Raw genomic sequence first — 13391 nt, forward strand, 5'->3', positions numbered from 1 at the left:
CGGGGTGACGGAAGCGAACGGGTGCGGCGCGGAGCGCCGGACAGGTGAGGGTGGCGGCCCGCCCACCCCATGGGCGGGCCGCCGGTCCGTGGGGCGACGGTCCTCAGTCGGCCTGGCCGGCCCCGCCGAAGCGGAAGGCGGCGAGGCGGACGTCGCCGTGCAGGGTCAGGCTCAGGTCGTGCGTACCGTCGAGCGGGGCGGCGAGTGCGGCGGTGGTGACCGTCCAGGCGTAGCGGTCGCCGGTGACGGGCACGTCGAGTTCGGCCAACAGGCGGTTGCCGGCGTGGACTTCGAGCCCGGCCCGGACCGGTCCGGCGTCCTCGCGGGCGGTCTCCACCGTGATCCGGACGGCTCCGGAGAGGTCGACGTCCCGGAAGAGGAGCGTCGCGGGCTGCGCGGGATCGGTGGGCGTGACCGCGTCGCCGTCGGTGCGGTCGGCGTCGACGATGGTGGTGTCCGTGTAGTCGTCGAAGTCGACGGCCGGGGTGCGGCGTTCGAGGACCACGCGGGGCGTGGCCACCGCCCCGAGCGCGGTGAGCGGCGCCGTGAGCACCGGGTGGTCGGAGCTGCGGGCGACGACCACCTCGTAGCCGCCGGGGTCGACGGTGAAGGCCCCGGTGGCGACGTCCCAGTGGGCGAGCCGGTCGGCCGGCAGCCGGAACGTCAACTCCCGCTCCTCGCCGGGCTCCAGGTGGACCTTGCGGAAGTCGGCGAGGCGCAGCCGGGGTGCCTCGTAGCGGGCGTCCAGGGCCCGGACGTAGAGCTGGACGACCTCGCTGCCGGGCCGCCGTCCGCTGTTGGCCAGTGTGACGGTGACGTCGACCGACCCGTCCTGGTCGATCGACGGCTGCGACAGGCGCAGGTCGCGGTAGGCGAAGTCGGTGTAGGACAGCCCGTGCCCGAAGGGGTAGAGCGGGGTGGCCCGGTGGTACTGGTAGGTCCAGCCCGCCTTGATGATGTCGTAGTCGAGCGGGGCGGGCAGCGGGTCGTCGCCCCGGTACCAGGTCTGCGGCAGGCGGCCGGCGGGCTCGGCCCCGCCGAGCAGCACGGCGGCCAGGGCGTGCCCCGTCTCCTGCCCGCCGTGGGAGGTCCACACCACGGCGGGCAGGTGCTCGTCGGCCCAGTCGAGGGCGTAGGGGTAGCTGCTCATCACGACCAGGGCCGTCTCCGGGCGGACGGCGGCGACCGCGTGCAGCAGTTCCTCCTGGCCCTCGGGCAGGTCGATGTCCGCGCGGTCCTCGGTCTCGCGGCCGTTGACCATCGGGTGGTTGCCGAGGACGACGACCGCGACGTCCGCCGTCTCGGCGGCCGCCCGCGCCTCGGCGATGCCGTCGCGCACCAGCTCGCGCTGCCAGCGCTCGGCATCGTCCGCGCTCTCGGCGGTGACGGTCACCCGGCCGTCGGTCGGGTCCATGGCGGCGTAGCGCCCCGTGAACACGGAGCGGAGCAGCACGGTGTCGGCGCCGGCCGGTTCGAGCCGGAAGGTCTCCTTGACGAACCAGCTCCTGATCACTTCCCGGTCGGCGGCCAGGGCGTCGTCGTCCTGAAGGCTCAGGTAGCGGCCGGTGTCGGCGGCGCACAGGGTGAAGGCGCCGCCGCCCCAGTCGGTCACGTCGTAGGCGGACTTGCCGAGCAGGTCTCCCGTGGTGCGCGAGCGCAGGGTGATCCGGTCGGCGCCTTCCACCCGGACCACTTCGGCGCCGTGTGCGCCGACGGCCTCGGCCAGTCCGGTGGCGATGCCCACCTGGTACGGCATGGTGCCGCTGTACCAGTCCTCGAAGAGCGTGTCGGAAAGCGGGCCGATGACAGCGATCCGCGGCGTGCGGGCCGGGTCGAGCGGCAGCAGGCCGTCGTTCTTGAGCAGCACCGTCGACTCGGTCGCGGCCTGCCGGGCCAGGTCGCGGTGCTCGGGGCAGTCGATCACCTCGGGTCCGGTGTCGGCGTAGGGGTCCAGCTCGGGGTCGAACTCGCCGAGGCGGAAGCGCAGTTCGAGCTGCCGCCGGACCGCGCGGTCCACGTCGGCCTCGTCGATCAGTCCGCGTTCCAGCGCTTCGCGCAGCCGGCCGACCGGAGTCGCGCTGTCCTCGCCATGGTCGGTGAAGCTGTCGATGCCGGCCTTCAGCGCGGCCGCGTGGGACTCGGCGTGGTCGTCGAAGTAGTGCTCCGGGTCGACCAGGTTGGAGGGGCCCTCGGCGTCGCTGACCACGAACAGCTCGTGGCCGGTGGGCTCGGCCCAGCGGCGCAGCTCCGCCTCGATCAGCGGGCTGACGTGGCAGGGTCGGCCGTTGACCAGGTTGTAGGCGGCCATCGCGCCGGTCGCGGCGCCGGAGGCGACGACCGGGCGGAAGGCGGCGAGGTCGTACTCGTGGAGCACGCGGGGGCGTAGCGAGGAGGAGGTGGTGCAGCGGTCGTCCTCGTTGTTGTAGGCGAGGAAGTGCTTGAGCACGGGGGCGGTGCGCAGGTAGGTCGGGTGGTCGCCGGCGAGGCCCCGGCAGAACGCCTCGCCGACCCGGGCGGTGTGCACCGGGTCCTCGGAGTAGCCCTCCTCGTTGCGCCCCCAGCGCGGGTCGCGCAGCAGGTTGAGCACGGGGGCCCAGGCCTGCAGGGAGTTCGCCCCGCGTTCGGTGGTGCCGATCGCCGGCGGGCGGTGGTAGTGGAAGGCGCGCAGTTCGGTCGAGACCGCCTCGGCGACCTCGCGCACCAGGTCCTCGTCCCAGCTGGCGCCGAGGCCGACGGCCTGCGGGAAGACCGTCGCCACCCCGAGCCAGGAGACCCCGTGCAGGCCCTCACTTCCGGTGCGGAAGGGGGCGACGCCCAGGCGCGGCACGGCGGGCGCGTACTGGTGCAGCATCGCGAGCCGTTCGTCGAGCGTGAGCCGGTGGAGCAGGTCGTCGACACGCTTGCGCAGGGGAAGCGTGGGATTGCGGAAACCGGGCAGGCCGGCTGCGGACGCGGGCACGGAACTCACGTGGAATACCCCTCGGGCGGGCTGGGCTCGGCGTCGTTCATCGAAGCGCTTCGACGTTGACAGGCTCCGAAGTGACTGTCAACTCCCCCGAGCGCAACCGATTTTGCATTTGTTCAGCCTCTTGCTCAACCGGTAACGCGTGGTTAGTCTCGGCGAAACATCCAAGCGCTTCGACGCTTCCGAGGCTGCGACGGAGAGGGGCCACGCCACCATGAGCTGTCGCTGCAGATGGCGGTCGTGGTCCTCACCCTGGTACCACTGGTGATCGTGTACCCGTTCGTGCAGAAGCACCTGCGTACCGGTGTCCTCATCGGCGCGATCAAGGGCTGAGCCGTCCGCCCGGGCCAGCCGGGCCCCACGGACCCGGAGCGGTCCCGCGCGGACCTCCCCGGCGCACGGCCGGGACCGCTCCCCACCGGAACCGACACGAAGGAACCAGAGCGATGGTGACACTCGCCGATGTGGCCAGGCACGCCGGCGTCTCGTCCAGCACGGTCAGCTACGCCCTCAGCGGCAAGCGCCCGATCTCCGACGAGACCAGGATCCGCGTCGAACAGGCCATCACGGACCTCGGCTACCACCCCAACGCGGGTGCCCGGGCCCTGGCCGGCAAGCGTTCGCACATCATCGCCCTGGTGGTGCCGCTCCACCCCGAGGTGCACGTGCCCACGATGATGGAGATCGCCATCGCGGTCACCGTGGCGGCCCGCGAACACGGCTACGACGTCCTGCTGCTCACCAACGACGAAGGGCCCGAAGGCGTCCGCCGGGTCGCCGCCACCGGACTCGCCGACGGCGTCATCCTGATGGACGTGCGGCTGGACGACGACCGCGTCCCGGTCCTGCGGGCCGAGGACATCCCGGCCGCCCTCATCGGCCTGCCCGACGACCCCGCCGGACTCTCCTGCGTCGACCACGACTTCGCCACCGCCGGCGCCCTGTGCGCCGACCACCTGGCCGACCTCGGCCACCGCGACATCGCCTTCATCGGTTACAGCAGCGGCGTCTACCGACGGCACGCCGGCTACGCCGAGCGCACCCTGACCGGCTTCCGCGCCCGCGCCGAACGACGCGGCCTGCGCTTCCTCCACCGCCCGTGCGAAGGCACCTACGAGAGCACCGCCGGCACCCTGGCCCGGATCCTCGCGGACCGCCCGGACACCACCGGCTTCGTCGTGCAGAACGAGGCCGCGATCGGCCCGCTGCTGAGCCTGCTGCGCGCCGGCGGGCGAACCGTGCCGGAGGACGCCTCCGTCATCGCCATCTGCCCCGACCCGCTGGCCGAGCAGCACTCTCCCCGGCTCACCTCCGTGACCAGCCCCCGGAAGGACCTCGGGCAGGTCGCCGTCGAGCAGGTCATGGCCAGGATCGCCGCGCGCGCCGCGGGCGACGATCCGGAGGACCGGCTCCTCCTGATGCCGCCGGAGCTGATGGTCCGCGAAAGCACCGCCCCGGCGCCGCACCGAAGTTGACACCACGACGAGAGGGACGGTTCCCAGATGGACATCCGCCGGCTCACCGACCGCCTCGGCGGCCTCGCCTACGGCGGGGACTACAGCCCCGAGCAGTGGGACGCGGAGGTGTGGAAGCAGGACGACGAGCTGATGCGCCGGGCGCGGGTCAACCTCGCCACCGTCGGCGTCTTCTCCTGGGCCCTGACGGAGCCCGAGGAGGGCCGCTACGACTTCGACTGGCTCGACGCCCACCTCGACCGGCTGCACGCGGCCGGCGTCGCCGTCGACCTGGCCACCCCCACCGCCTCCCCGCCGCCCTGGTTCAGCCTGGCCCACCCGGACGCCCTGACGGTCCGCCCCGACGGCGCCCGCCTGACCCACGGCAGCCGGGACACCTACTGCCTCGCCGCGCCCGCCTACCGCCGGGCCGCCCGCCGCATCGCCGGCGCCCTCGCCGAACGCTACGGCGACCACCCGGCGCTCGCCCTGTGGCACGTGCACAACGAGTACGCGACCCTCTGCTACTGCGACCACGCCGCGGCCGCTTTCCGGGTCTGGCTGCGCGCCCGCCACGGCTCCCTCGACGCCCTCAACGAGGCCTGGGGGACGGCCTTCTGGAGCCAGGGCTACAGCTCCTGGGAGCAGATCCTGCCGCCGCGCGCCACCCAGTGGCACAAGAACCCCGGCCAGGCGCTGGACTACAGCCGCTTCTGGTCCGACGAGACCCTCGCCGCCTACCGCGAGCAGCGCGACGCGATCCGCGCCCACAGCGACCGCCCGGTGACGACCAACCTCATGCTGCCCGGCTACCAGAACCTGGACCTGTGGGCCTTCGGCCGCGAGGTCGACCTGGTCTCCGTCAACCACTACCCCACCGCCCCCGGCATCGACGCCGCCGCCCAGGCCGCCTTCGACGCCGACCGGGCCCGCTCCTTCGCCGGCGGCGCCCCCTGGCTGCTGATGGAACAGGGCACCAACACCGTCTACGCCGGCGGCCGCGTGCTCGCCAAGGAACCGGGTGAGATCCTGCGCCACTCGCTCGCCCACATCGCCCGCGGCGCGGAGGGCGCCCTGTTCTTCCAGTGGCGCCAGTCCCGGGCCGGCGCCGAGCAGTGGCACTCGTCGATGGTCCCGCACGCCGGGCCGGACAGCCGCACCTTCCGCGAGGTCACGGCGACCGGGGAGGCCATCGCCCGGCTCGGCGAACTCGCCGGCTCCACCGTCCGGGCCGAGGTCGCCGTCCTGCACGACTCCGACGCCTGGTGGGCGATGAACGTCGACGGGCTCCCGTCCTGCGAGCTCGACTACCTCGCCGCACTGCGCCGCGCCCACCGGGCACTGTGGGACGCCGGCCGGACGGTCGACTTCGCCCACCCCGAACACGACCTGAGCCGCTACCGGGTCGTCCTCGCCCCGGCCCTGTTCCTGCTCACCGACGCGGGCGCCGAGAACCTGCGCCGCTACGTCGCCGCCGGCGGCACCCTGCTCGTCCAGCACTTCGGCGGCACCGTCGACGCACGCCTCCACGCCCGGCTCGGCGGCTACCCGGCCGCACCGCTGCGCGAGGCCCTCGGCATCCGGGTCGAGGAGCACCGTCCGCTGCGGAAGGGCGAGGAGATCGCGCTGTCCGACGGCTCGACGGCCACCTCCTGGAGCGAGTCCCTGCGCACCGAGGGCGCCGAGGCGCTCGCCGCCTACACCGAGGGCATGCTCGCCGGAAGCCCGGCCCTGACCCGCCACCGGTTCGGTTCCGGCCGGGGCTGGTACCTCTCCGCCCGCCTGGACGACCCCGGGTACGCCGCCCTGATCGGCCGTCTGCTGGCGGAGGCCGGGGTCGTCCCGGAGCTGCCCGGCCTGCCGGCCGGCGTCGAAGCCGTCACCCGGCACGCCCCGGACGGCCGGGGCTGGCACCTGCTGCTCAACCACCGCTCCGACGCCGTGCCGCTGCCCCGGCCGGGCCACGACCTGCTCACCGACGGCACCGTCGACGAACTGGCCCCCGGCGGCTGCGCGGTCCTGCGCGCGCGCTGAACGCGCCCCGCGTCTCCCCCGCCCCACCGAGGAAGCGTCCCTGAGCGACCCACGCGAGACGATCCGCCGGGGCCACGACGCCCTGGAGCCGGAGACCGGCCCGGGCGACCGCGAGCCGAACTCGGTTCGGCCATGCCTTCGTTCCCATGTACGACGCCAACGCACACGGTGACCGGCACCACCGCCTGATCAACCGTCCTGCCCGCCCCGTCCTGTCCACCCCGCCCTCCCCACCCCGGCCGTCGGCCCCTCGGCGGCCGGAGTTCCTCACGTCCCGAGGTGAACCCATGGTCCCGCTGCCCCCGCGCGTCCTGTTCGGCGCGGCCTACTACCACGAGTACCAGCCGTACGAGCGGCTCAAGGAAGACCTCGACCTGATGACGGAGGCGAAGTTCACCGTCATCCGGGTCGGCGAGTCCGTCTGGTCCACCTGGGAGCCCGAGAGCGGCCGGTTCGAGCTGGACTGGCTGACGCCGGTGCTCGACGGCGCCCACGAGCGCGGTATCTCCGTCGTCCTCGGCACCCCCACGTACGCCGTGCCGCCGTGGCTGTCCCGGCAGTACCCGGAGATCGTCACCGAGCAGGCGACCGGCCGGCCGATGGGCTGGGGAGCCCGCCAGGAGGCCGACTTCTCCCACCCCGCCTTCCGCCACCACGCCGAACGCGTCACCCGGGCGATCCTCGCCCGCCACGCCTCGCACCCCGCCGTCATCGGCTTCCAGGTGGACAACGAGCCCGGTCTGCGCCTGCCGCACAACCACGGCGTGTTCCAGCGCTTCGTCGACCACCTGCGGCACACCTACGGCGACGTGGAGACCCTCAACCGGGAGTGGGGCCTGGTCTACTGGTCGCACCGGCTCTCCACCTGGGCCGACCTGTGGCGACCCGACGACAACCAGCAGCCGCAGTACGACGTCGCCTGGCGGGCGTTCCAGGCCCGCCAGACCACCGAGTTCGTCGCCTGGCAGGCCGACATCACCCGTGAGTACGCCCGGCCCGACCAGTTCGTCACCACCTGCCTCGCCTACAACCACCCGGCGCTGGAGGACGACGAGATCACCGACGCCCTGGACGTCACCGCGGGCAACCCGTACTACGACATGCAGGACGCCCTCGCACTGCCCGACCCCACGCCCGAGGACCACGAGCAGTGGTGGAAGACCGCCGGCGTGTGGGCGCTGTACCAGAGCGCCGACCGGATCTTCTCCTCCCGCCAGGAGCCGTTCCTGGTCACCGAGACCAACGCCCAGGCCATCAGCGGCACTTCGGAGAACCGGCCGGCCTTCGACGGCCAGTGGCGGCAGGCCGCCTGGGCCCTGGTCTCGCGCGGCGCGCGGATGATCGAGTACTGGCACTGGCACACCCTGCGCTTCGGCGCCGAGACGTACTGGGGCGGCATTCTGCCGCACAGCGGCAGGCCCGGCCGGGTGTACGCCGAACTCGCCCGCCTGGGAGCCGAGTTCGAGACGGCGGGGGCGCTGGTCGCCGGACTCGACCCGGACGCCGACATCACCATGGTCTACTCGATGCCCAGCAAGTGGCTGATGCAGAAGTACCCGCCCCTCGCGAAGCCGGACGGCAGCCCCGACCCGGCCTCCTACCACCGCGTCTTCGACCCGTTCTACCGCGGCGCCTTCGAGGCCGGCCGCCAGGTGCGGATCCTGCACGCCCGCCAGCTGCACGACGCCCGGGGGGAGCGCCACGGCGTGGCACCCGACGTGGCCGCCCGGCGCCACCCCGTCCTGATCGTCCCCGGGCTGTACCTCGCCGAGGACTCGCTGCTGGACTGGTTCGCGGCCTACGCCGAGGCCGGCGGCCACCTCGTGCTCGGCCCCCGCACCGGCTACGCCGACCACGAGGCCCGGGCCCGCCACGAGACCGCCCCGCCACGCCTGACGGCAGCCGCGGGCGCCTGGTACGACGAGTTCAGCAACCTGCCCGCGGACCTCCCGCTGCGCGCCGTACCCGGCAGTGCGCTGGCGCTTCCGTCGGGCACGACCGCGACCCGGTGGGTGGAGGGCCTCACCGCCACCGATGCCACCGTGCTGGCCGGGTACGACCACCCGCACTTCGGCCGCTGGTCCGCCGTCACCACCCGCGCCCACGGTGCCGGCCGGGTGACCTGCGTGGGCACGGTGCCCGGACGCGACCTGGCCCGGACGCTGGCCGCCTGGCTGGCCCCCGCCGCCGCCAGTGGCTGGCGTGACCTGCCCGCGTCCGTCACCGCGACCACCGGGACGGCCCCGGACGGGCGCCGCGTCCACGTGGTGCACAACTGGAGTTGGCAGCCCACCCGCGCCCAGGCCCCGGTGGACCTGACCAACGTGCTGGGCGGCGCCTCGGTGCCCGTCGGCGGGTCGGTCTCCCTCGGCGCCTGGGATGTGCGGGTCTTCGTCGCCGGCTGAGGACGGAAAAGGTGGAGGGGCGATGGGCCCCGCCGGGCCCACCGCCCCTCCACCGCTCGGCGGCCGCGCCACTACTGGGCCGAGAAGCGGTACACCGTCCTCGACCGGTACTTCTCCCCCGGGCGCAGCAGGGTGGAGGGGTAGTCGGGCCGGTTGGGCGAGTCCGGGAAGTGCTGGGTCTCCAACGCGATGCCCGCGTGCGCGGCGTACCGGCGGCCGGATCGACCGGTCAGCGAGCCGTCGAAGTGGTTCCCGGTGTAGACCTGGAGCCCCGGCTCCGTGGTCAGGCACTCGACGTGCCGGCCGCTCACCGGGTGGCTCAGCAGGGCGGCCCGGCGGAACCCCGTGCCGCCGAGCACCCAGTTGTGGTCGAACCCGCCTCCGGCCGCCAGGAGTTGGGGGTTCTCCGCAGTGATGCAGGTACCGATCCGCCGGGCGCGGCGCAGGTCGAACGGAGTGCCGGCGACCGGCTCGACCGGGCCGAGCGGGATCAGGTCGCCGTCCACCGGGAGGTACCCGGCGGCCTCGACGCGGAGCAGGTGGTCGAGCACCGTTCCGCGGCCCTCGCCGGCCAGGTTGAAGTACGCGTGGTTGGTGAGGTTGACGACCGTCGGCGCGTCGGTGGCCGCCTGGTAGGTGATCGAGAGCTCGCCACCGGAATCGAGCAGGTACGTCACCTCGGCGGTGACGGCCCCCGGGAACCCCTGGTCCCCGGCGGGGCTGCGCAGGCGGAAACGGACGCCGACCTGCCGGTCCGCCCGGACCGGAACGCCGTCCCAGAGGCGGGTGGCGAAGCCGTCCGGACCACCGTGCAGGGTGTGCCCGGTGAGCTGGGTGGCCAGCCGGTACGTCGCGCCGTCGAGGGGCAACACACCGCGCGCGATCCGGTTGGCATAGCGGCCGACGGTCGCGCCGAGGTACGACGCTTGGCCGAGCAGGTCCTCGATGCTTCCGCCGCCGAGGACCACATTGGCCGTCCGCCCGGCCCGGTCCGGCGCGTTCAGGGCTTGGAGGCGGGCGCCCAGGCTGAGCACCTCCGCCGTCACCCCGGCCCGGGAGCCGAACGTCCAGCGGGTGATGCGCCGGCCGTCCGGCATGACCCCGGCGACCTCCTGGGCCACCATCAGGTCGCCGGGGGAGACGAGTACGTCTCTGGGCACGGGCTGCTCTCCGTTCAACGGGGTGCGGGAAAGGAGTTCGGGATGAGGGGTTCAGGATGAGGCGAGGTCGTCGATCACTTCCTCGTCCTTGGTGGGGAGTCTGCAGGGTGGCCTGTCGCCGGTGCGGTCGTCGGCCGGGGCAGGGCAGAGCACACCGGCGACAGGCTCCGTTCCGCCACCTCTCCCTCTGAAGGGCGGAACGAGTGGCCGTCGGCCAGGCAAACGGAAGCGGGATGCGGTGGCCTGGCCGACGGAGTGGGAAGGGCGTTGGCGTCAACGCTCACGATGATTGTTAGCGCTAACAAAGATGCTGTCAAGGCAGGTCCGCGACCGGAGCCCGCAATCCGGGTGATCGGGGCCGCTGCGGATCGGCTACCGGTTCACCGTCGGAGGGCCGGGCCCGCGCTGCGGCGCAGCACGAGCTCCGGGGTGATCTGCGCATGGGTCGGCGAGGGGGCGGTGCTCTCCAACTCCCCAACGAGCAGTTCCAGGGCGCGGCGGCCGAGTTCGCCGAAGTCCTGGCGCACGGTGCTCAGCGGCGGGATGAAGTAGGCGGCCTCGGGGATGTCGTCGAAGCCCACCACGCTGATCTCGTCGGGGACCGACCGGCCGGCCTCGTGCAGGGCGCGCAGCAGGCCGAGGGCCATGTGGTCGTTGGCGCAGAAGACGGCGGTGACGTCGGGGAGTTGCGCGATCCGCAGTCCCGCCTGGTAGCCCGAGCGGGCGCTCCAGTCGCCGCGTTCCACGTCCGGCACGGGGGCTCCGGCCGCCTGCAGCGTGAGGCGCCAGCCCTCCTCGCGGTCCTGGCTCTCCACCCAGTTGGCCGGCCCCGCCAGGTGGTGCACGGTACGGTGCCCCAGGTCGAGCAGGTGCCCGGTGGCCTCCCCGGCACCGAAGCGGTTGCCCACCGACACCATGGGCACCCGGGTCTGGTTGCCGGACCCGACCGCCACGATCGGCACCGAGCTGGAGAGCCGAGCGACCGCACTGACGGCGGAGGTCTGCGGCGCGATCACGACGACGCCCTCCACGCCCTGGTCGCGCAGCCGGTCCACGGCCTCCTGGACCGACCGGCCGTCCAGGGAACGCAGACTGGCCACGCTCACGAAGTAGCCGGCGCTGCGCGCGGCCCGCTCGATGCCGTCCAGCATCGAGGCCGGGCCATAGAGCGTCGAGTCGAAGCTCACCACGCCGAGAGTCTGCGAGCGACGGGTGACCAGCGCGCGGGCGGCGGAGTTGGGCCGGTAGTCCAGCTCCCGTATGGCCGCCAGCACCCGGTCCCGGGTGCCGGGCCGCACGTGCGGGGCACCGTTGAGCACCCGGGACACCGTCTGATGGGACACCCCCGCCAGCTTCGCCACGTCCGACATCACGGGCTGGCGCTGTTCCGTCCCGGCACTCTCGGTTCCCACTCGCAGTCCCCTCCTCGGCGCTGTCGACCACAGTACGCGACCAGGTCCAGGCCAATTCGTCACCCTCGGTTCAAAGGGCGGCTCCCTTCATACCAGCCACGCAGGGTGCTCACATCTGTCTACATTGCCAAGTTAACGCTCACATCCGCGCCACGGAGGTGAATGCCGAGATCACTGTCCCGCTGCCCGCACGGCGACAGCGAGCGGTGAGGGGTTCGGCACTCAGCGCGTTCGGATCAGGATCGGATCGGTGAGCGGTCTCCCCTCCGCCCGCCTCTCCGCGCAGACCTCTCTCCATGCGGTCCTCTGCGCGCAAGAGAGGTTCCGGAGTCCGGTGCGGAAGGCGGGAACCGACGGGGCCAGGGCGATCCCCGAGCGCGGAAACCTGCCGACCGCCCGGGCGCCGGACCGGTCAGGCCACCGCTACCGGGAGCCCGACCAACTCGGCGGAGCCGCTGCGGTTGTGGCGCTCCTGCCACTGCTCCAGGGCGGTGCGGCAGGCGTGGTCGAGGTGGCGCACGCCGGAGAGGTCGAGCCGGACGGGCCGGTCGGCGGGCAGTTCCTCCAGGGACTCCAGGGTCTCCAGCAGCCGGGGCAGCCGAAGGAAGGTGGCGTTGCCGTGCAGGGTCACGCGCACGGCACCGTCGGCCGGATCGACGACCGCGATGTGGAGGTGCGAGGTGTCCCAGGCACTCTTGAGCACCGCGAGGAGCAGGCCGAGCAGCACGCCCTCGAGCAGGTTGGTCACCACGATGGTCAGGGCGGTGACCGTCAGGATCGCCGCTTCGCCGCGATCGGCCCGCCAGAGCGGGCGCAGCGTGCGGACCGGGACCAGCTTGGCGCCGGCGTGCACCAGGACGCCGGCCAGGGCGGCGAGCGGGATGGCGGAGAGCGCGGCCGGGAACAGTGCGGCGAAGAGCAGCAGCCACAGTCCGTGCAGGACCCGAGAGGCCTTGGTGCGGGCGCCGGCCTGCACGTTGGCAGCACTGCGGACGATCACGGCGGTCATCGGGAGCGCGCCGAGGATTCCGCAGACGGTGTTGCCGACGCCCTGCGCGAGCAGCTCGCGGTCGTAGTCCGTGCGCGGGCCGTCGTGCAGGCGGTCGACGGCCGCGGCGCTGAACAGGCTCTCGGCCGAGGCGATCAGTGCGAACGCGAGCGCCGTGCCGAGGACGCCGAGGCTGCCGAGCGCCGCGAGTTCGGAGCCGCCGGGCAGGTGGACCACCCCCGCGAGACCGGCCACCCGGACCCGGGCGACGGGCAGGTCGAACAGCGCGGTGACGGCCGTCGCGGCGGCGACGGCGGCGAGCGGTGCGGGCACCCTCCGGACCCGGGCGGGCAGACGCGTCCAGAGCAGCAGGACCGCCACCGTCGCGGCGCCGATCGCGGCGGCGGCGAGGGCCTGCGGGCTCCTGGCGACATCGGCGGCCAGGCCCGGGAGGCCGGCCAGTTTGGCGAGGCCGTCGGCCGGTCCCTTGGCGTCTGCCAAGGCGTAGAGCTGACCGGCGATCAGGACGAGACCGATCCCGGCGAGCATGCCGTGGACGACGGAGACGGATATCGCCCGGAACAGTCGGCCGAGTCGGGCCGCGCCCATGGCGAGTTGGAGCAGGCCGGCCACGGCGGTGATGACGCCGAGGGTGGCGAGGCCGTGTTCCTGGACGGCGGCGAAGACCAGCACGGTCAGGCCAGCGGCGGGGCCGGACACCTGGAGGCTGCTGCCGGGCATCAGCCCGGTCACCAGGCCGCCCACGATGCCGGTGATCAGGCCGAGTTCGGCCGGTGCACCGGAGGCGACGGCGACGCCCACGCAGAGCGGGAGCGCGACCAGGAAGACGACGATGGAAGCGGGGAGGTCAGAGCGCAGAGTGCTCAGCCGAAGGGCGGGACGACGGGTCATCGGGTCCTCGGGAGAGTAGCGGTGCGGACGGTGTCGGTCCGGAGGGTGGTGGTGGCGCCGC

At 73.4% G+C, this 13391-nt stretch carries 7 protein-coding genes; 3 read left to right on the forward strand and 4 right to left on the reverse strand.

What is annotated here, in order from left to right:
• Positions 1 to 103: 103 nt before the first annotated feature.
• Complete coding sequence (locus ACZ52R_RS16200) at positions 104 to 2959, reverse strand: glycoside hydrolase family 3 C-terminal domain-containing protein (RefSeq protein WP_465621932.1); 2856 nt, start codon at positions 2957 to 2959, stop codon at positions 104 to 106.
• Between the two features lie 452 nt (positions 2960 to 3411).
• On the opposite strand from ACZ52R_RS16200, the gene ACZ52R_RS16205 reads away from it, so the two are divergent.
• The 3 genes from ACZ52R_RS16205 to ACZ52R_RS16215 all read left to right on the forward strand — a co-directional run bounded on the left by ACZ52R_RS16205 (position 3412) and on the right by ACZ52R_RS16215 (position 8858).
• A complete protein-coding gene (locus ACZ52R_RS16205) occupies positions 3412 to 4440 on the forward strand; it encodes a LacI family DNA-binding transcriptional regulator (protein ID WP_465621689.1) in 1029 nt (342 codons plus the stop codon).
• Between the two features lie 27 nt (positions 4441 to 4467).
• Positions 4468 to 6453 (forward strand): beta-galactosidase, encoded by a 1986-nt coding sequence (locus tag ACZ52R_RS16210; RefSeq protein ID WP_465753621.1) that lies wholly within the window; start codon positions 4468 to 4470, stop codon positions 6451 to 6453.
• Between the two features lie 287 nt (positions 6454 to 6740).
• Entirely contained in the window at positions 6741 to 8858 is a 2118-nt protein-coding gene (locus ACZ52R_RS16215) for a beta-galactosidase (RefSeq protein ID WP_465753622.1), read from the forward strand.
• A 71-nt stretch (positions 8859 to 8929) separates the two neighbouring features.
• Here ACZ52R_RS16215 and ACZ52R_RS16220 read toward each other — a convergent pair whose 3' ends face one another.
• The 3 genes from ACZ52R_RS16220 to ACZ52R_RS16230 all read right to left on the reverse strand — a co-directional run bounded on the left by ACZ52R_RS16220 (position 8930) and on the right by ACZ52R_RS16230 (position 13330).
• Positions 8930 to 10018: an aldose epimerase family protein gene (locus tag ACZ52R_RS16220; RefSeq protein WP_465621683.1), complete on the reverse strand. Its 1089-nt coding sequence runs from the start codon at positions 10016 to 10018 to the stop codon at positions 8930 to 8932.
• Positions 10019 to 10398: 380 nt separating this feature from the next.
• Positions 10399 to 11430: a LacI family DNA-binding transcriptional regulator gene (locus tag ACZ52R_RS16225; protein ID WP_465621681.1), complete on the reverse strand. Its 1032-nt coding sequence runs from the start codon at positions 11428 to 11430 to the stop codon at positions 10399 to 10401.
• Between the two features lie 412 nt (positions 11431 to 11842).
• On the reverse strand, positions 11843 to 13330 hold the full coding sequence (locus tag ACZ52R_RS16230) for a SulP family inorganic anion transporter (protein ID WP_465753623.1): 1488 nt from the start codon (positions 13328 to 13330) through the stop codon (positions 11843 to 11845).
• Between the last annotated feature and the right edge of the window lie 61 nt (positions 13331 to 13391).

Source organism: Kitasatospora sp. NPDC034023 (genome assembly GCF_055575795.1).

Excerpts from the sequence above, each read along its gene's own strand:
- ACZ52R_RS16205 (WP_465621689.1), top strand. The coding sequence starts at position 3,412 with ATGGTGACACTCGCCGATGTGGCCAGGCACGCCGGCGTCTCGTCCAGC.
- ACZ52R_RS16210 (WP_465753621.1), top strand. The coding sequence starts at position 4,468 with ATGGACATCCGCCGGCTCACCGACCGCCTCGGCGGCCTCGCCTACGGC.
- ACZ52R_RS16215 (WP_465753622.1), top strand. The coding sequence starts at position 6,741 with ATGGTCCCGCTGCCCCCGCGCGTCCTGTTCGGCGCGGCCTACTACCAC.
- ACZ52R_RS16230 (WP_465753623.1), bottom strand. The coding sequence starts at position 13,330 with ATGACCCGTCGTCCCGCCCTTCGGCTGAGCACTCTGCGCTCTGACCTC.